At 69.3% G+C, this 17,766-nt stretch carries 17 protein-coding genes; 5 read left to right on the top strand and 12 right to left on the bottom strand.

Annotation, left to right across the window (positions count from 1 at the left end):
- Window positions 1-9: 9 nt before the first annotated feature.
- Entirely contained in the window at window positions 10-297 is a 288-nt protein-coding gene (locus H9658_RS17710; protein WP_191826369.1) for a BufA1 family periplasmic bufferin-type metallophore, read from the bottom strand.
- 498 nt (window positions 298-795) lie between these two features.
- Here H9658_RS17710 and H9658_RS17705 point away from each other — a divergent pair, with 498 nt between their 5' ends.
- The 3 genes from H9658_RS17705 to H9658_RS17695 all read left to right on the top strand — a co-directional run bounded on the left by H9658_RS17705 (window position 796) and on the right by H9658_RS17695 (window position 3,151).
- Window positions 796-1,359, top strand: coding sequence for a sigma-70 family RNA polymerase sigma factor (locus tag H9658_RS17705; RefSeq protein ID WP_191826368.1), 564 nt, complete (start codon window positions 796-798; stop codon window positions 1,357-1,359).
- Window positions 1,356-1,997 carry an NrsF family protein gene (locus H9658_RS17700; RefSeq protein WP_191826367.1) on the top strand — a complete coding sequence of 214 codons (642 nt, stop codon included), beginning with the start codon at window positions 1,356-1,358 and terminating at the stop codon, window positions 1,995-1,997. The genes H9658_RS17705 and H9658_RS17700 overlap by 4 nt, the downstream gene beginning before the upstream one ends.
- Window positions 1,998-2,122: 125 nt before the next feature.
- Window positions 2,123-3,151: a patatin-like phospholipase family protein gene (locus H9658_RS17695; RefSeq protein WP_191826366.1), complete on the top strand. Its 1,029-nt coding sequence runs from the start codon at window positions 2,123-2,125 to the stop codon at window positions 3,149-3,151.
- Between the two features lie 320 nt (window positions 3,152-3,471).
- Here the strand turns inward: H9658_RS17695 and H9658_RS17690 are convergent, their stop codons facing one another.
- Together H9658_RS17690 and H9658_RS17685 are read right to left on the bottom strand one after the other, a co-directional pair.
- Window positions 3,472-5,667 (bottom strand): TonB-dependent siderophore receptor, encoded by a 2,196-nt coding sequence (locus H9658_RS17690; RefSeq protein ID WP_191826365.1) that lies wholly within the window; start codon window positions 5,665-5,667, stop codon window positions 3,472-3,474.
- Window positions 5,668-5,929: 262 nt separating this feature from the next.
- Entirely contained in the window at window positions 5,930-6,409 is a 480-nt protein-coding gene (locus H9658_RS17685) for an Lrp/AsnC family transcriptional regulator (protein ID WP_179570412.1), read from the bottom strand.
- Between the two features lie 128 nt (window positions 6,410-6,537).
- Here H9658_RS17685 and phhA point away from each other — a divergent pair, with 128 nt between their 5' ends.
- The gene (gene phhA, locus H9658_RS17680; protein WP_191826364.1) at window positions 6,538-7,428 is read left to right on the top strand and encodes a phenylalanine 4-monooxygenase; all 891 of its coding nucleotides are present in this window, start codon (window positions 6,538-6,540) and stop codon (window positions 7,426-7,428) included.
- Between the two features lie 70 nt (window positions 7,429-7,498).
- A complete protein-coding gene (locus tag H9658_RS17675) occupies window positions 7,499-7,951 on the top strand; it encodes a hypothetical protein (RefSeq protein WP_191826363.1) in 453 nt (150 codons plus the stop codon).
- 57 nt (window positions 7,952-8,008) lie between these two features.
- Here the strand turns inward: H9658_RS17675 and H9658_RS17670 are convergent, their stop codons facing one another.
- The 9 genes from H9658_RS17670 to H9658_RS17630 all read right to left on the bottom strand — a co-directional run bounded on the left by H9658_RS17670 (window position 8,009) and on the right by H9658_RS17630 (window position 17,751).
- Complete coding sequence (locus H9658_RS17670; protein ID WP_191826362.1) at window positions 8,009-9,142, bottom strand: GDSL-type esterase/lipase family protein; 1,134 nt, start codon at window positions 9,140-9,142, stop codon at window positions 8,009-8,011.
- Between the two features lie 166 nt (window positions 9,143-9,308).
- Window positions 9,309-9,965 carry an RpiB/LacA/LacB family sugar-phosphate isomerase gene (locus H9658_RS17665; protein WP_191826361.1) on the bottom strand — a complete coding sequence of 219 codons (657 nt, stop codon included), beginning with the start codon at window positions 9,963-9,965 and terminating at the stop codon, window positions 9,309-9,311.
- A 196-nt stretch (window positions 9,966-10,161) separates the two neighbouring features.
- The gene (gene kduD, locus H9658_RS17660) at window positions 10,162-10,917 is read right to left on the bottom strand and encodes a 2-dehydro-3-deoxy-D-gluconate 5-dehydrogenase KduD (RefSeq protein WP_179570402.1); all 756 of its coding nucleotides are present in this window, start codon (window positions 10,915-10,917) and stop codon (window positions 10,162-10,164) included.
- 67 nt (window positions 10,918-10,984) lie between these two features.
- Entirely contained in the window at window positions 10,985-11,839 is an 855-nt protein-coding gene (gene kduI, locus H9658_RS17655; protein ID WP_191826360.1) for a 5-dehydro-4-deoxy-D-glucuronate isomerase, read from the bottom strand.
- 366 nt (window positions 11,840-12,205) lie between these two features.
- Complete coding sequence (locus H9658_RS17650) at window positions 12,206-13,264, bottom strand: LacI family DNA-binding transcriptional regulator (protein WP_179570398.1); 1,059 nt, start codon at window positions 13,262-13,264, stop codon at window positions 12,206-12,208.
- Window positions 13,265-13,311: 47 nt separating this feature from the next.
- Complete coding sequence (locus H9658_RS17645) at window positions 13,312-14,892, bottom strand: family 43 glycosylhydrolase (RefSeq protein ID WP_191826359.1); 1,581 nt, start codon at window positions 14,890-14,892, stop codon at window positions 13,312-13,314.
- A 50-nt stretch (window positions 14,893-14,942) separates the two neighbouring features.
- Window positions 14,943-16,226, bottom strand: coding sequence for a TRAP transporter large permease (locus tag H9658_RS17640; RefSeq protein ID WP_191826358.1), 1,284 nt, complete (start codon window positions 16,224-16,226; stop codon window positions 14,943-14,945).
- A gap of 3 nt (window positions 16,227-16,229) precedes the next feature.
- Complete coding sequence (locus tag H9658_RS17635; RefSeq protein WP_191826357.1) at window positions 16,230-16,748, bottom strand: TRAP transporter small permease; 519 nt, start codon at window positions 16,746-16,748, stop codon at window positions 16,230-16,232.
- A 10-nt stretch (window positions 16,749-16,758) separates the two neighbouring features.
- Entirely contained in the window at window positions 16,759-17,751 is a 993-nt protein-coding gene (locus H9658_RS17630) for a TRAP transporter substrate-binding protein (RefSeq protein ID WP_191826356.1), read from the bottom strand.
- Window positions 17,752-17,766 lie beyond the last annotated feature (15 nt).

Raw genomic sequence — 17,766 nt, 5'->3', positions numbered from 1 at the left:
GCGCCGCGCTCAGGCGCCGATCGGGGTCAGCGTGCCATGGCCCTTCGGCGTCTTGATGCCGACGCAGGTGCCGGCCGGCACGTTCTTCCAGGCGTTGCCTTGGTAGTCGCGCTTCGACGTGCCCGCGCAACTGGTCCCCGCGCCGGCCTTGCAATCGTTCTGGCCGGCCTTGGCGATGCCGTAGCACTTCTCCATCGGCTTGGGCTGGGCAGCGGGATCGGCACCCTGTGCCATCGCGGCTCCGGCGACGAGAGCGGCCAGGGTCAGGGCCGCCGTTGCAGCGTTGCGTACGTTCATGGGAATGCTCCTGCGGAAAAGGGAAGGGACGGACCGGGCCGCGAGTGCACGCGGCGGCCGGAACCCTTCTGCATTCGCGGCGAACGCCGCCGCGGTTACAGCCGGTCGCCGATGCGGGCGAAAAAGAAAGAAGGCGGCGTCGGCTGTAACCGCCGCCGCGGATGCGGCGAACTACCGCTGACATGACCACAGACGGGGAAGCAACCGTGAACAGCCAGACGCCGGTGGCGGCCGTGGACGGACGGGCTGCGCCTGCAGCGCGATCCATTGCGGCGGCGGGCGCGTGCGTTGCCCGCCTTGCACGACCGGCTGCGGCGCCTGGCGCTGCCTGGTGGCGGCAGCGATGACGGGCGGGCACGGGGGGCCGGTCCTGCGGCCAGGACAGCGCCGTCGTATCCTGCCTGGCCGGCGTCCGCCAGGCCGCCCTGGAGAACGCCGCATGTCCGTCCTCCGCCGTTCCCGCCGCATCCCTCGCCCGGCCGCCGGCCGCGTGGCGCAATGAGCCGCCTGGACGCGCTGCAGGCGGTGGAGGTGCGTCTGCGCCTGTTGTTCGTGGCCGGCCTGGATGGCGACGCGCGCGACTACCGCGCCTTCCTCGACGAACTCAGCGCCCACTTGCGCGGCTTCCTGCGCCGACGCCTGACCCACGCGCCCGATGACGTGGAGGACATCTTGCAAGAGACCCTGCTGGCCATCCACAACAGCCGCCACACCTACCGCCGCAGCGAACCGTTGACCGCGTGGGTATATGCGGTCGCCCGGTACAAGCTGCTGGACTTCTACCGGGCGCACGCGCGCAAGCGTCCGCTGCATCTGCCGCTGGATGCCGCCGACGACCTGTTCGCGCATGCGGACGACGCTCCGGCGCACGCACGCCATGAGATCGGCCGGCTGCTGGAACAATTGCCGGACCGGCACCGCCTGCCGATCGTGCACGTGAAGCTGCAAGGCCTGTCGGTCAGCGAGACCGCCAGGCTGACCGGCATGTCCGAATCGGCGGTCAAGATCGGCGTGCATCGCGGACTCAAGGCGCTGGCGCTGAAGATCAGGAGTACGACATGAAGACCGATGAGCTGATCGCGCTGCTGGCGCAGGAACCGCTGCGCGTGGACCGGCATGTCTCCGCCCGGCGGTTCGCGCTGGCACTGCCGTGCGGGATGCTGGGGGCGCTGCTGCTGGCGGCGGCGGTGTTCGGTGTCCGCCCGGACCTGGCCGCGGCGGCCGTCGATCCGGCGTTCTGGGCGAAGCTGGGCTTCGCCGCCTGCATGGCCGCCGTCGCCGGCCTGGCGACCTGGCGCCTGGCCACGCCGGGGCGGCGGGTCGGCGCAGCCGCCGTCGCGATCGGCGTCCCGGTCGCAACGGTGTGGATCGCCGCCATCGCCGCGCTGTGGACGGCACCGGCGGACCTGCGCCTGCCGTTGCTGCAGGGCCAGAGTTGGCACAGTTGTCCGTTCAACATCGCGCTGCTGTCGATTCCGACCTTCGCCAGCGTGTTCTGGGCCTTGCGCGGACTGGCGCCGACCCGCCTGCGCGCGGCCGGCGCCGTCGGCGGGCTGCTCGGCGGCGCGCTGGCGACCATGGCCTATTGCCTCCATTGCCCGGAGATGGCGGTCCCGTTCTGGGCACTCTGGTACGCGCTGGGGATGGCGCTGCCGACCGCGCTCGGCGCCGCGCTCGGCCCGCGCCTGCTGCGCTGGTAGCCGGCGCCGCGTTCGCGCGGTGCCGCCGCGTGCGCCAGCGTGCATGACCTCCGGTCGTGGGCGGTGCAGGCCGATCCCGGTATGCTCGCGCCGGCTCCGCCCTCTCCTTCCACGACGCCGCATCCATGACCGCCTTCCGTTCCCCACGCCTGCTCCTGTCCCTGTCCCTGTTCGGCCTGCTCGCGGCGTGCGGCGGCGAGCCCAAGCCGGCGACGCCGGCACCGGTGGTGGTGGGGCCGGCACCGACCGCCGCGGCCAAGCCGCTGCGCATCGGCATCGCCCTGGGCGGCGGCGCGGCCAAGGGCTTCGCCCATATCGGCGTGATCAAGATGCTGCAGGCCAACGGGCTGGAGCCGGTGGTGGTGTCCGGCACCAGCGCCGGCAGCGTGGTCGGCGCGCTGTACGCCAGCGGCATGGACGCGTTCCAGATGCAGCAGGCCGCGGTGGCGCTGGACGAGACCAGCATCCGCGACATGCGCCTGTTCTCCGGCGGCCTGGTGCAGGGCCAGGCCCTGCAGGACTACGTCAACGCCCAGCTCAAGAACCGCCCGATCGAAAAGCTAGGCAAGCCCTTCGCCGCGGTGTCCACGCGCCTGGAAGACGGCGAGCGCACCGTGTTCGTGCGCGGCAACGCCGGCCAGGCGGTGCGCGCCTCCAGCAGCATTCCCGGGGTGTTCGAGCCGGTGACCATCGGCAAGTTCCATTACGTGGACGGCGGCGTGGTCAGCCCGGTGCCGGTGGACGCCGCGCGCCAGCTCGGCGCCGACTTCGTGGTCGCGGTGGACATCTCCAGCAAGGCCAGCGGCAAGAACCCGGCCGGCATGCTCGGCATCGTCAACCAGTCGATCGCGATCATGGGCCAGCGCCTGGGCCAGCAGGAACTGGCGCGCGCGGACATCGTGATCCGGCCCAAGGTCAACGACATCGGCGCCGCCGATTTCGCCCAGCGCAACGCCGCCATCCTGGAAGGCGAGAAGGCCGCGCTGGCGGCGATGCCGCAGATCAAGGCCAAGCTGGCGCAGCTGCAGCAACAGCGCGCGGCGGCCGCCGCGGCCGCGGCCAAGGCCGCGCAACCGGCACCGCCGCCGTGCGAACCGCGCTCGCGCCTGGGCCGCCTGATCGGCCGCGACGATCCGTGCAAGAAGCAGGAGTGAGCTAGCCCCTCTCCCACCGGAAGAAGGGTTGGGGTGAGGGTACGCCACGAAGCGTCTCGCGGAGTTGGGTGTACGAGGCTGCGCCCGTACCCTCATCCGCCCCTTCGGGGCACCTTCCCCCGAAAAGGGGGCCATGGTCCCGAGGGGAGAAGGAAACAAGCCGCTAGCCCCTCTCCCGTCGGGAGAGGGGTTGGGGTGAGGGTGCGGCGCGAAGCGTCTCGCGGCGTTTGTGGTGCACGAGGCTTCGCTCGTACCCTCATCCGGCCCTGCGGGCCACCTTCTCCCGATGGGAGAAGGAACAGCCACCGCCTTGCCGATCCTCAGTAACGCCAGCGCAGGGTGAAGCTGACGAAGCGCGGCTCGCCGTAGTTCTGGTAGTCCAGATTCGCCCAGTACTTCTTGTCCAGCGCATTGCGCACCGCCAGCGTCGCGGTCCACTGCGCGCCGAGCTGGTAGTTCGCGTTGAGGTGCACCAGCGTGTACGCGTCCTGCACCACGGTGACCGCGGTCTCGGCGCCGCTGCCGTCGCCGACCGGACGCGGGATGTTGTAGCCGCGCACCGCGCTCTGCCAGCTGAGCCCGCCGCCGATGCTCAGCCGCTGCCAGGCGCCGGGCAGACGCAACTGCGTGGACAGCTGCAGATAGTCCTCCGGCAGGTTGGCGTAGATCGCGTCGGTCGGCGCACGCGTGACCTTGGCGCGGGTGTAGCCGGCGTTGAGCGTCCAGCCCGGGCGCAGCTCGCCGTTGAAGTCCAGTTCCCAACCGCGGCTCTTGGTGCCGTCGATGCCGATGTAGGCCGAACTGCCGTCGGGCAGCGAAGCCTCGGGCTGGCTCATGTCGCGCACCGCGTAGTTGTCCTGGCGCGCCTCGAACAGTGCGGCGCCGAGCAGCGCGCGGCCGCCGAACAGCGTGGCCTTGAGGCCCGCTTCGCGGTTGGAGCCTTGCACCGGCGCCAGCAGGTTGTTGTCCTTGTCCTTGTAGTTCTGCGGATTGAAGATCTCGGTGTAGCTCGCGTAGGCCGAGATGTCCGGAGTGAGCGCGTAGACCAGGCCGACGTAAGGCGTGACTTCGTCGCTGACCCGGTAACGCCCGCTGGTGCCGGTGTAGACGCCGCTGGCGTTGAAGTTGTGCGTGCGCGTCGTCCACGAACTGAGCCGCGCGCCGGCGATCAGCGACAGCGGCTCGGCCAGGCGCAGGCGCGTGGACGCGTACACGCCGCGCTGGGTGGTGCGGGCCACGCGCGAGGCGCCGGTGCGCGCGTAGGTGATCTCGGAAATGTCGCCGTCCCAATCGTAGACGTTGGGAATGTAGTAGCAGCGCTCGCGCCCGCACGTTGCCCAGTCGCCGGGATAGCGCAGCGCCAGGGTGGAGGCGGCCGACTGCAGGTCCTGCCAGCTGCCGCCGACGACCAGGTCGTGGTCGCGGCCGAACAGTGGGAACGAACCGGACAGGTATACATCCGCGCCGTCGCGCCTGTCCGTGGTCTCGCCTGCGGCGGCGCGCAGGTAGATGCCGCTGCCGTCGCGCGTGTCCGGATAGCCGCTGCCGTAGACGCGCAGGTTGCGCACGTCGCCGTCGGTGCGGGCCAGGTTGACCTTCAGCAGCCAGTCCTCGCCGAAGCGCTGCTCCAGATTGGCGAAGGCGGTATGCGTGTTGCGCTTCCAGTACGCCCATTTCGGCGCCAGGTTGGTCGAGCTGGGCAGATCGGCGAAGGAACCGTCGGCGGCGAAGTACGGCACCGTGCCCCAGGTCGAGCCGACCGGATCGTTGTCCTGGCGCTGGTAGCCGACGGTCACCGTGGTGGACTCGGTCAGGTCGCCTTCCAGCACCGCCATGCCCGACATCTTCTGCTCGTGGTAATGGTCGTAGTAATAGTCGCGGTCCTGCCAGGCGGCGACGAAGCGGCTGCGGAAGCGACCATCGTCGGTAAGCGGCGCAGTCACATCGGCCTGGGTGCGGCGGAAGTCCCAGCTGCCGGCGCTGGCCGCGAACGACGCATCGAAGGTCTTGCCGGGGCGCTTGCGCAGCATGTTGACCGTGGCCGAGGGAATCCCCGCGCCGCTGAGCAGGCCGTTGGCGCCGCGGATCACCTCGACGCGGTCGTAGAAGACCATGTCGTATTCCTGGTTGGTGGAGCCGCTGTAGGTGGGCAGGCCGTCGACCTGGAAGTCGGTGATCTGGAAGCCGCGCGCGAAGTACAGCGGGCGCTGCGTGTCGTAGAAGGACACGTTGACGCCGGTGACGTTGCGCAACACATCGTTGATGCTGAACAGCGATTCCTCTTCCAGCCGCTGCAGCCCGAGCACGCTGACCGACTGCGGCGTCTCCTGCAGCGTCAGCGGCAGGCGCGTGGTGGTCGATGGCTGCGCGCGGGTGGGGCTGCCGTTGACCTCGACCTTGTCCAGGGTGGTGGGCTGGCTGGCGTCGGCCTCGGCGGCGCGCAACGGCACGGCAGCGGCGGACAGGACGGACAGCAGGGCGAGGTGCAGCAGGTGGCGCGGAGCGGAGCAGGTCATGGAATCGGCGGCGTCGTTGGGCGGCGGCACCAGCGCTGGCGCACCACCGGGAAAAGGAGAGGAAACGGACGGGCGCAAACGGGCTCCACGGCACGGATATCCGGCATGGCTGGCCCAGGGTCGGGGCTGGCGGGATCGAGCGGGGAGGCGCTGGCCGGTTGCGGCCGTCGTAGACGCAAATGTAAATCGTTAGCAACAACTTAACAAGCGTTGTCACACTTCGACACGCATCCGCCGTTGCCCGAGCGACCCGGACGCAGGCTCAGCCGCGCGGCAGCGGCAGGCCGGCGAAGTCCTTGACCGTGCGCAGCACGAAGCTGGAATTGACGTCGGCCACGCCGGCGGCATTGAGCAGCTTGTCCAGCAGGAACGCGGAGAAGTGGGTCAGGTCGCGTACGTACACGTGCAACAGGTAGTCCATGTCGCCGGTCAGCGCGTGGCAGGCGACGACCTCGTCCCAGCCCTGCACGCTGTCGGCGAAATGGGCGATGCCGGTTTGCCCGTGCTTTTCCAGCTGCACACGCACGAACGCCTGCAGACCCAGACCGATCGCGCCGGGCACCAGCCGTGCGGCATAGCCGGCAACCACACCGTCTGCCTCCAGCCGCTGCACCCGGCGCAGGCAGGCCGACGGCGACAGGTTCACCTGCGCGGCCAGGTCGGCGTTGCTGGCCCGGCCCTGCCGTTGCAGGAGCGCCAGCAGGCGCAGGTCGGTGCGGTCGAACAGGGCCGATTCGGTCATTTATTGCCCTGCAACATGGGTTCACTGCAACAATCTTGCGCGCAACCGCTGGAATCGCGCAACTTCGCAAGCTCATTGCGTGGCCTGGCGCCTACCATCGTCGGTATCCCCTTCCGGAGCCGCCGCCCATGGACACCGCCCCGCGCCGCGTCGAACACCAGCAGACCGACAAGGGCTACGTGCCGGTCTACACCACCGCCGTGGTCGCGCAGCCGTGGGACAGCTACAGCGCCGACGACCATGCCACCTGGGGCACGCTGTACCAGCGCCAGCGCGAATTGCTGGTCGGCCGCGCCTGCGACGAATTCCTGCAGGCGCAGGACGCGATGGGCATGAGTCCGCAGGCGATCCCGCGCTTCGAACAGCTCAACGAAGTGCTGGGCGCCGCCACCGGCTGGACCCTGGTCGGGGTCGAAGGCCTGCTGCCGGAACTGGATTTCTTCGACCACCTGGCCAACCGCCGCTTCCCGGTGACCTGGTGGATCCGCCGCCCCGAGCAGATCGACTACATCGCCGAGCCGGACCTGTTCCACGACCTGTTCGGCCACGTGCCGCTGCTGATGAATCCGCTGTTCGCCGACTACATGCAGGCCTACGGCCGCGGCGGGGTGAAGGCGCACGGCATCGGTCCGGACGCGCTGCAGAACCTCACCCGCCTGTACTGGTACACGGTGGAATTCGGACTGATCGCCAGCGCCGACGGCCTGCGCATCTTCGGCGCCGGCATCGTCTCGTCCAAGGGCGAATCGCTGTACGCGCTGGAATCGGCCGCGCCCAACCGCATCGGCTTCGACCTGGCGCGGATCATGCGCACCCGCTACCGCATCGACACCTTCCAGAAGACCTACTTCGTCATCGACAGCTTCGAACAGCTGATGCAGGCGACCGCGCCGGACTTCACTCCGCTCTATGCGCAGCTGAGCCGGCAGGAGCACATCGCCGCTGGCGACGTGCAGGCCGGGGACCGCGTTTACCAGCGCGGTACCGGCGAGGGCTGGAGCCGCGACGGCGACGTGTAGCGTGGTGGCAAGGCCGTCGTTGCCAGCGGATTACGGACCTGACGGCGCACAGCGCACATGGGAGCACGCGATGAAGATGAAGCGGTGGATGCTGTTGCTGGCATTGGCGTTGGCGATACCGGCTTGGGCCACCTCGATCGTGCCGATGTCGCTGGATGCGTTACTCGGCAAGACCGACCACGTCCTGGTCGCCACAATCACCGCCGTGGACATGGTCGACGGACAAGGCAAGCCGGTGACCGATCCGCAGGCGCGCACCGGCCCCGGTAGCCCAAACCAGATCCGCTACCGCCTGCGCATCGATCGGATCGTCGCGTCCGAGGCCACCAACGTGCCGGCGACGCTGGTGGTCCCCGAGTGGCAGATGTGGCACTACAGCCTTGGCGTGATACAGCGGAGCGCTACCGGCACGCAGCGCGTCTTTTTCCTGCGCGGGCCGGACTTCCAGCCGGCCGACGAGGCCCAGTTCAGCTATCCGGCCGACGCGGACGTGCTGCAAGACCTGTTGAACGACACCCGCTAGCGAGCACGGCACGCCCGCGCTGGCGCCTGCAGCGCATCGATGACGCCACACTCGCACTCAACGCGGCGTGGCCGTCGGATAGGCCAGCAGCACCACAAGGTCCTCCTCCCCCACCTGCTGCAGCGCATGCGTGCTGCCCGGTCGCGTCAGCAGCGCGTGGCCGGGACCGACGGCATACTGCTTGCCGTCCAGCGCGTACAGGCCGCGGCCGCTGACGATGTAGTAGATCTCGTCCTTGTCGTGCAGGTGCAGGCCGATGCCGGCGCCCTTGTGCAGCACGCGCTTGCGCAGCACGAAGGCCAGGCCGGGGGCGTCGGCGAAGAACGGATAGGCGGTGGTTTCGCCTGGCCCGCCGTGCGGGCCGGGTTGCGTGCGGGCGAGCTCGCGTTCCTGCACCACCCGCGATGTCGGCGGCGTCGATTGCGCGAGCGGCGAATGCGCCGCCGCCGCGCTGCCGGCCGGCATCCCGCAGTCGATGTCGCGGCGCAGCTGCGCCTTCAACGTCGGCTGCAGCGCCGCCCAGTCGCGCACCACCAGGCAGGCCACCGCGGCCGCGCCGGCGTGGCTGAAATGGGTGCCGTCGGCCTTGCCCTGTTCCGGCACGAACAGGAAATACGGCCTGGCCGCCTGCTCGCCCAGCGCGCGGATCCAGGCGCTGCTGCTGGCATTCAGATCGATCAGCGCCACCTGCTGCTCGGCGGCCAGGCGCTGCATCGCCTGGGTGTACAGCCCGTGGGTGTCGAGCAGCGAGCCGAAGTCGTACAGCAGGCGCGCGGCGGGCGTGAGCAGGATCGGCGTGGCGCCCTTGTCGCGGGCCAGCGCCACGTAGCGCGCCAGGAACTGCGGATAGGCCTGCTGCGGATCGTCGTAGCGGCTGGGATCCTCGACCTTGGCGTCGTTGTGCCCGAACTGGATCAGCAATACGTCGCCGCGACGCAGATCCTTGGCGATCGCGTCGAGGCGGCCCTCGGCGATGAAGCTGCGCGCGCTGCGCCCGCCCTTGGCGTGGTTGCGCACCTGCCAGGCGGCCGGATCCAGATAGCTCTGCAAGGCCTGGCCCCAGCCGGCCTGCGGCGCGCGCTCGGGGCCGTAGTCGGCCGCGGTGGAATCGCCGGCGATGAACACGCGCTGCGGTTCGGCGCAGGCGACACCTGCGCAGAACAACAGCAATGCAGAAAGGAGCAGGCGCATGTGGTGGACTCCGCTGCGCTGTGTCTGCGCTTGGCACCCTGCGCCTGTCGGCCGGAAGCACGCCAAGCCGATAGGAGGGAAGCGTGGTGCCGGTGGGTCGATCCTGTTCGGCCCGCACCCCAACCCCTCTCCCGCGGGAGAGGAGCTCGAGCGCGGCGCTGTGCGGTCAGGCCGCGGCGGCTTCCGGCTTGCCCAGCACGCCGGCGACGAAGGCGCGGATCTCCGCGTCCTGCGCGTTGCCGAAGAAGCACTGCTGGAAGCGCTCGCCGCCGACCGCCTGCTTGACCAGTTCCGGATCCAGCGCGCGCAGGCCGTCCAGGTAGGACTTGGCGGTGGCCTGCTTGACCTGCGCCAGGATGCCGGCGTTGGCCTGCTGCGATTCGCGGCGCTCGGCCGGATAGCCCATGCCGCGTTCGCCGCTGAAGGCCTTCTCGAAGATGTAGCGCACGTTGATCTCCGCGCCCCAGCCGTAGCCCTTGGCGAAGGCCAGCGCCAGCGCGTTGCCGTTGTTGACCTGGGCGAACAGGTAGGCGTCGGTCGGCTCGATGCAGTAGCCGCAGAACACGCCCGGGTAGGCGTTGAGCGACATCATCGCGCCCTGGCCGGTGCCGCAGCCGGCGACGACGAAATCGACCGCCTTCGAATTCAGCAGCAGGCTGGCGACGATGCCCAGGTGGATGTAGGTCAGGCGGTGATCGTTGTCGCCGTCCATGCCGACGTTGAACACGCTGTGGCCCTGTTCGCCGGCCACGTCGGTGAGCTGCTGCAGGATCACCGGGTTTTTGCCGGCCTGGCTGAACTCGTTCATTAGTGCGATTTTCATGGGTGTCTCCGATTGCGGGGGAAGAGTGTTGCGTGTGATCGATGCGGTGCCTGCGGTGCCGACCTTCATTCGCATCTGGTTGGTATGCGTACGGGCCGACCCTCATCCGCCCTGCGGGCACCTTCTCCCAAAAAGGGGGTGCCATGGTCCCGCAGGGAGAAGGGAGGAGCGTCGGCTGCGGCGGTATGTGCTTGGCTCAGCGCGCCAGCCAGCCGCCGTCGACCGGGATGACGGTGCCGTTGACGTAGTCCGAAGCGCTGCTGGCCAGGAACACCGCGGTGCCGCCCAGGTCTTCCGGCACGCCCCAGCGCCCGGCCGGGATGCGTTCCAGGATCGACTGGTTGCGCGCGGCGTCGGCGCGCAGCTGCGCGGTGTTGTCGGTGGCCATGTAGCCGGGCGCGATGGCGTTGATGTTCAGGCCCTTGGCGCCCCATTCGTTCGCCAGCAGGCGGGTGATGCCGGCGATGCCGGACTTGCTGGCGGTGTACGAGGGCACGCGGATGCCGCCCTGGAACGACAGCATCGAGGCGATGTTGATGATCTTGCCGCTGCCCTGGGCGATGAAGTGGCGGCCGGCGGCCTGCGACATGAAGAACGCGGACTTGATGTTCACGTTCATCACGTCGTCCCAGTCCTGCTCGCTGAAATCCACCGCGTCGGCGCGGCGGATCAGGCCGGCGTTGTTGACCAGGATGTCGAGGCGGCCGAGGCCGGCCAGGGTCTCGTCGAGCACGCGCTGCACCGGCTCGATGCTGATCAGGTTGGCCTCGATCGCGACGAAGCGGCGACCCAGCGCCTTGACCTTTTCCTCGGTCTCGGTGGGCGCCTGGATGCCGGCGGCGGCGATGTCGGCGCCGGCCTGCGCCAGCGCCAGCGCGATGCCCTGGCCGAGGCCGGTGTTGGCGCCGGTGACCAGTGCGACCTTGCCTTCGAGACTGAACGGATTCGTCATTGCGGGTGCTCCCTAGAGTGATGCGGATACGGTGGCGGGCGGCGGCGCAGGTGGCGCGCGCGGCGGCTTACTTGAGCTGGCAGATGTCCAGCACGTGCATGTCGGTGTAGTCCAGATTCTCGCCGCCCATCGCCCAGATGAAGGCGTAGTTGCTGGTGCCGGCGCCCATGTGGATCGACCACGGCGGCGACACCACCGCCTCGTCGTTCTGGATCACGATGTGGCGCTGCGCGTCGGGCTCGCCCATGAAGTGGTAGACGCGGTCGTTGGCGCCCAGGTCGAAGTAGAAATAGACCTCGCTGCGGCGGTCGTGCAGGTGCGGCGGCATGGTGTTCCAGACGCTGCCCGGCTTGAGCACGGTCAGGCCCAGCAGCAGCTGCGAGGACTGGCAGGTGGCCGGCACGATGTACTGGTAGATGGTGCGCTCGTTGCTGGTCTCCAGCGCGCCGCGGTCCAGCGCCACCGCGTCCTTGATCGACAGTTGCCTGGTCTGGAAGCGCGCATGCGCGGGGGTCGAGGCCAGATAGAACCGGGCCGGGTTGGCCGCGTCGTCGGAGGCGAAGCTGACCTCGCTGCTGCCCATCGCCACGTACAGCCCGTCCTTCGGTCCCAGCGCGTAGGCGGTGCCGTCCACGGTGACCGTGCCGCTGCCGGCGCCGACGTTGATCACGCCCAGCTCGCGGCGCTCCAGGAACGGGTGGCCGGCGGCCGAGGCCGGTTCGGTCTGCTGCGGCAGCGCCACCGGCTTGCTCACCGGTGCGGCACCGCCGAGCACGAAGCGCTCGTAGTGGGTGTACTTCAGCGTGACCGCGTCGGCGACGAACAAGCCATCGAGCAGGTACAGCTCGCGCAACTGGTCGTTGCTGGCGCCCTTGATGGCGTCGGGATGGGTGGCGTAGTGGGTCTTGCAGTACAGGGACATGGGGATCTCCGGGGCAAGCAGGGACACGCGGCAGCCCGCATGAGGGCATTCTAGCGGCTCTGGTAAACCGGTGTCATTGCGCAGTGCACGAAAGGCTGGGATTCGGGATTGGGGATTCGGGGCCAGCGGCGGAGAGTTTGGACGCGCAATCGGCGCCGCGCGCCGCTGGCGCTCACGGACACGGCGACATATCGGGCAGGCCGATCTTCTTGGCGACGATTGCTGCATCCCGTCTGGAGAAAAGCCCCCTTTGGTAAAGGGGGCGCGCCGAAGGCGCGGGGATTCGGCAGGCTCGGCGCCGGGGCCCAAGGTTCTGCAAAGCAGAACCTTGGGGGCAACTGCCCGCGCAGCGGACAGTTGCCGCGCTCAGTCTTCCGGCGGCTGGCAGGAGTCGCGCACGATCAGGTGCGGGCGCACGCTGGCGATCGCCAGCGCCGGGGTGCCTTCGGGCTGGATCAGCATCGCCGCGGCGGTGCGGCCGGTGTCGCGGGTGTGGCGGCGCACCGAGGTCAGCGACGGCCACAGGCGCGAGGCCAGGGGGCTGTCGTCATAGCCGATGATCGACAGCTGGCGCGGGATGTTGATGCCGGCACGCAGCGCGACCTTGTACACGCCGGCCGCCATCTCGTCGTTGCCGGTGAAGATCGCGCTCGGGCGCTGCTTGCCGAGCAGCAGTTTCTCGGCCGCGGCCACGCCGGATTCGAAGGTGTAGCCGGCCTCGACGATGCGCTCCGGCGGCAACTCGATGCCGCGCCGGGTCAGCGCGTCGATGAAGCCGGCGGTGCGCTCGTGCGCGGAGCGGTAGGCGCTGGGACCGGTGATCAGCGCGATCTCGCGGTGGCCCAGCGACAGCAGGTAGTCGGCGGCTTCGGCGGCGCCGTCGCGGTCGTGGGTGACCACCATCTGCGAGGTCTCGTCCAGCGGCAGCGAGGCGATGCGGGTGTAGCGCACGCCGATGCCGGCGAGCATGTCGGCCAGCGCCTGGTCTTCCGAGGCGCGCGGCACCAGGATCACGCCATGCAGTTTCTGCTGCTGCACGAAGCGGCGCACGCCCTCGATATAGCCTGGGCTGCGGCTGTCGCAGGGATGCACCACCAGTTCGAAGCTGGAGCCGCGCAGCGCGTCCAGCGCGCCGTACTGCATGTCCACGATGTACTGCGCGGTCGGGTTGTCGTAGACCATGCCGATCAGGAACGAGCGCCGGAACGCCAGCCCGCGCGCCAGCGGATCCGGCGCGTAGCCGACTTCGCGCATCAGCGCCTCGACCTTCTCGCGCGTGTCCTTGCGCACCAGCGGCGAGTTGTTGATGATCCGCGACACCGTTTTCTTCGAGACCCCGGACAGGCGCGCGATGTCGTTGATCGTCGCGGCCTTGCCGTGGACGGAGGCGTGGACATCGGCGGAAGGGGGTTTGCTCGGCGCCATGGACGGAAAACCGGACGGAAGAGGACGGATTCTACCGGTAGTCATGTTCACTCCAGCGCACGGTAGCGGAATTGGCGGAAATGCACCTTTCCATTTCCGGCCGCATACAGCGCCGGCTTCAGCGCCAGGAACTTGCCGGCGACGTTGTGGTGATAGCCGGACACTTCCATCTGCACCGGGTACTTGGTCCAGGTGGTGCCGTCGCGGCTGCTGTGAATGGTGACGATGTGGCGGTCGTTGCGCACCCGCAGCCACAGGCGGCCGCCCTTGGCGCTGGGCGCCAGCTGCGCCGGGCGCTCCTCGCCGTAGCGGTGCATGACGAAGGCCTCGCCGTTGCTGCCCACCCCGGCGTACAGGCGCTCGCTGTAGAACAGCAGCGCGCCGCCCTGCGCGCCGGGTTCGATCTCCATCTCCACCTCGAACTGGTAGGCGGGATCGGGCGCGATCACGGTCAGCGGCGAGCTGTCGCGCGGGGCGCGGCCCTTGCCCTGCATGCTCAGCGTGCCGTCGCCGAAGGACAGACGCTGGGACTCGTCGCGGCCCGGATTGAAGAACGACCACTGCGGGCCGAGCCGGCCGCCGCGGAAATCGTCCGACAACGCCAGCCCGTGCGGCAGCGCCTGCCCGCTGGGCTTTTTCAGCGGCATGCCGAGATCGCCGCCCTTGGCCACGAACCAGCCGTCGGCGGTCCACTCGATCGGGTCCAGCAGCGCCTGCCGGCCCAACGTCCAGTAGCCGTTCTCGTAGCCGTGGTAGAGCATCCACCAGCGCCCGTCGGTGCCTTCGACCAGGGTCGCGTGGCCGCGCGACCACCACGGCTCGGCCGCGCTTTGGGTGCGGGTGATCGGATTGTTCGGCGCGTTGCGCCATGGCCCGTGGATCGAGCGCGCGCGCGCGGTGATCACCATGTGCCCGGTCGGCGGGCCGGCGGTGCCGCCGACCGCGGTGGTCATGTAGTACCAGCCGTTGTGACGGGTAATCTTCGGCCCTTCCTGCGCATAGGCTTCCACGTCCCAGCTTTCCGGGTACTTCCAGCCGTCGTAGACATGCCTGGGCGTGCCGACGACCTTCAATCCGTCGTCGGACAACTGCACGTAGTCGCCGCCGCTCAGGAACAGGTAGCGCTTGCCGTCCTCGCCGACCGCATGGCCGGGGTCGATGTACTTGCCCAGGCCGATGTCGATCGGCGCGCTCCACGGACCCTTGATGTCATCGGCCCAGACCACGAAGTTGCTGCGCTGGCCCTGCTCGCCGCGCCGCGCCGGGAAATAGATGTAGTAGCGGTTGCCGTGCTTGATCAGGTCCGGCGCCCAGATCGCGCCGACGTTCTCGCTGATGGCGTGGCCCAGCGGCTGCCAGTTGACCAGGTCGCGCGAGTGCCAGATCGGCAGGCCGGGGTAGGCGTCGAACGAGGACAGGGTGAGGTAGTAGTCGTCGCCGTCCTTGAGCACCGACGGATCGGGATGGTCGCCGGCCAGCACCGGATTGAGAAAAGTCCCGTTGCCCTGGTCGGCGATGCGCTGGTGTTCGATGCCGCGCTTCCAGTCGGCCGCCGCGGCCAGCGCGCTGGCGGCGAGCAGGCCGGCCAGCAGCAGCCAGCGCAGAGGCGAGGTTGTAGGCGAAGCCATGTCGTGCACTCCTTGGTTCGCGCCGCAGCGGCTGCGTGCGGCGCCGCGCATCAGGCACGCAGCGCGCGCGGCAACCACAGCGACAGTTCCGGGAAGAACGCCACGATCAGCAGCACGCACAGCGCCGCCAGCCAGAACGGCCAGATCGTGCGCATGCTCTGGGCCACGGTGATCTGGCCGATCGAGGTGCCGATGAACAGCACCGAGCCGATCGGCGGGGTGATCAGGCCGATGCCGCCGGCCAGCACCATCACCAGGCCGAAATGGATCGGGTCGATGCCGTAGGCCTTCACCACCGGCAGGAAGATCGGCGTGCAGATCAGGATCTTCGGCGCCAGGTCCATGAACATGCCCAGCAGCAGCAGCATCACCACGATCATCAGCAGCACGGTGTTCTTGCCGTCGGCGATCGACTGCAGCAGCGACACCGCCGCCGCCGGCACCTGCAGGTAGGCCAGCAGCCAGCCGAATACCGCCGCGGTGGCGATCACGAACAGGATCACGCCGGTGGTGCGCGCCGCATGCGTGACCGCGGCGAAGAACTCGGCCCAACGCAATTGCCGATACAGCAGCGCGGTGACGATCAGCGCGTACACCACCGCGATGGCGGCGCTCTCCACCGCGGTGAAGATGCCGGCGCGGATGCCGACGAAGATCAGCGCGACCAGGCCCAGCCCGGGCAGCGCGCCGACCAGGCGCAGCGCCACCGCGCGCCAGCCCGGGAACGGTTCGGTGCCGTAGCCGCGATGGCGCGCCACCGCGTAGCCGGTGATCATCATCGCCGCGGTCATCAGCAGCGCCGGGAAGATGCCGGCCGCGAACAGATCGGCGATCGACAGCCCGCCGCCGGCCGCGGCCGAGAACAGGATCAGGTTGTGCGAGGGCGGCACCAGCAGCGCGACCAGCGCCGCGGTCATGCTCACGTTGACCGCGTAGTCGCGGTCGTAGCCGCGCTTGATCATCTGCGGAATCATCGTGCCGCCGACCGCCGACACGTCGGCGATGGCCGAGCCGGACACACCGCCGAAGAACAGCGAGGACAGCACGCTGACCTGGCCCAGGCCGCCGCGCATGCGCCCCACCAGCGACGACGCCAGCGCGATCAGGCGTTCGGAGATGCCGCCGCGCAGCATCAGCTCGCCGGCGAAGATGAACAACGGAATCGCGATCAGCGACGCCGAACCGCTACCGGCGGAGATCTGCTGCACCAGCACGATCGCCGGCAGGTCCAAGTAGATGATGGTCGCCAGCGCCGCGGCGCCCAGCGCGTAGGCCACCGGCACGCCGATCAACAGCAACAGCACGAACAGCCCGAGCAGGATTGCAATGGCCATGGCTCAGTTCACTCCTTCAGCGGTGGCCGGACGCAGCACCTGCCACGCCTGGTACAGCGCGAACACGCTCATCAGCGCGCCGCCGATCGACAGCGGCAGGTAGTTGATGCTCTGCGGCAGCGTGGCGCCGGCCATCTTGATGTCCAGTCCGTCCAGCAACAGCACCGCGCCCCACCAGGCGATCACCGCGCCGATGGCGGCGATCATCAGCGGCCGGATCAGGTCGATCGCGCGGCGCACGTGGGCGTGCATCTTCTCGGCCAGCAGGAAGAAGCCGAAATGGCGCCGGGTGTGCACGCCGGCGGCGGCGGCCAGGCTCATCGCGGTGCTCAGCAGCAGCAGCGTCACCGGCTCGGTCCAGCTCGGCGAATCGTTGAGCACGTAGCGGGTGAACACCTGCCAGCCCTGCACCACCACCAGCCCGAGCAGGGCGGCGGCGGCGATGCCGATGGCGAGGTTGGAAATCCGGTCCAGCAGCCGCTGCAGCGGCGCCACCGGGACGGCAATGGCGTGGTCGGTCATCGGCATGGCCTCAGGCGAAATCACGGATGCGGCGGTACAGGGCTTCGATCTCCGGCTGCCGCCGGTATTCGGCCAGCAGCGGCGCGGCGGCCTTGCGGAAGGCGGGCATGTCCACCTCGTTGACCGCCACGCCGTAGTCGAGCACTTCCTGGCGCGCCTGCGCCTCGGACGCATCCCACAGCTTGCGCATCACCGCCACCGATTGCCGCGCGGTCTCCACCACCAGCGCACGGTCGCCCGGCGACAGCGCCTGGAAGCTGCGCCGCGACATCACCAGCACGTCCGGCGCATAGGAATGCTCGCTCTGCGACCAGTAGCGCGCGGCCTCGAAATGGCGGCTGGACTGGAAGCTGCGCATGTTGTTCTCGGCGCCGTCGATCATGTGCGTCTCCATCGCCGAGAAGGTCTCGCCCAGCGACATCGGCGTCGGATTGGCGCCGAGCATGCGCATCAGCTTGAGGAAGATGTCCGACGAGGCCACGCGCAGCTTGAGGCCATGCAGGTCTTCGGGACGGTGCAGCGGGTGCTTGGTGTTGTAGAAGCAGCGCGCGCCGGAATCGTAGATGGCCAGGCCGACCAGGTCGCGCTGCTCGAAGCTGGCCAGGATGCTGTCGCCGACATGGCCGTCGATCGCGCGGCGCAGGTGCGGCACCGAGTCGAACACGTATGGCAGGCACAGCGCCTGGGTCAGCGGGAAGGTGTTGTTGAGCGCGCCGGAGTAGACGCGGGTGATGTCGATGGCGCCGAAGCGGGCCATGTCGATCGCTTCCGCTTCGCGGCCGAGCTGGCCGGAGTGGTACTGGCGCAGCTTCAGCCGCCCGCCGGTCTGCCGTTCCAGGGTCTGCCCGAACCAGCGCACCGCCTCCACGGTGGGGTAGTCGGCCACGTGCACGTCGGTGGCGGTGAGCAGCCGGCTGCCGCCGCCGGCCTGGGCCAGCGTGCCCAGCGGGGCCGCCGCCGCCGCGGCCAATCCTGCGCCCAGGAAACCTCTACGAGTGATCATGCTGCGCCCTCCCGC

Source organism: Xanthomonas bonasiae (genome assembly GCF_014836395.1).
Lineage (GTDB): Bacteria > Pseudomonadota > Gammaproteobacteria > Xanthomonadales > Xanthomonadaceae > Xanthomonas_A > Xanthomonas_A bonasiae.
Note: the sequence above shows the minus strand (reverse complement) of the source record. Positions and strands in the feature narration are given on the sequence as shown.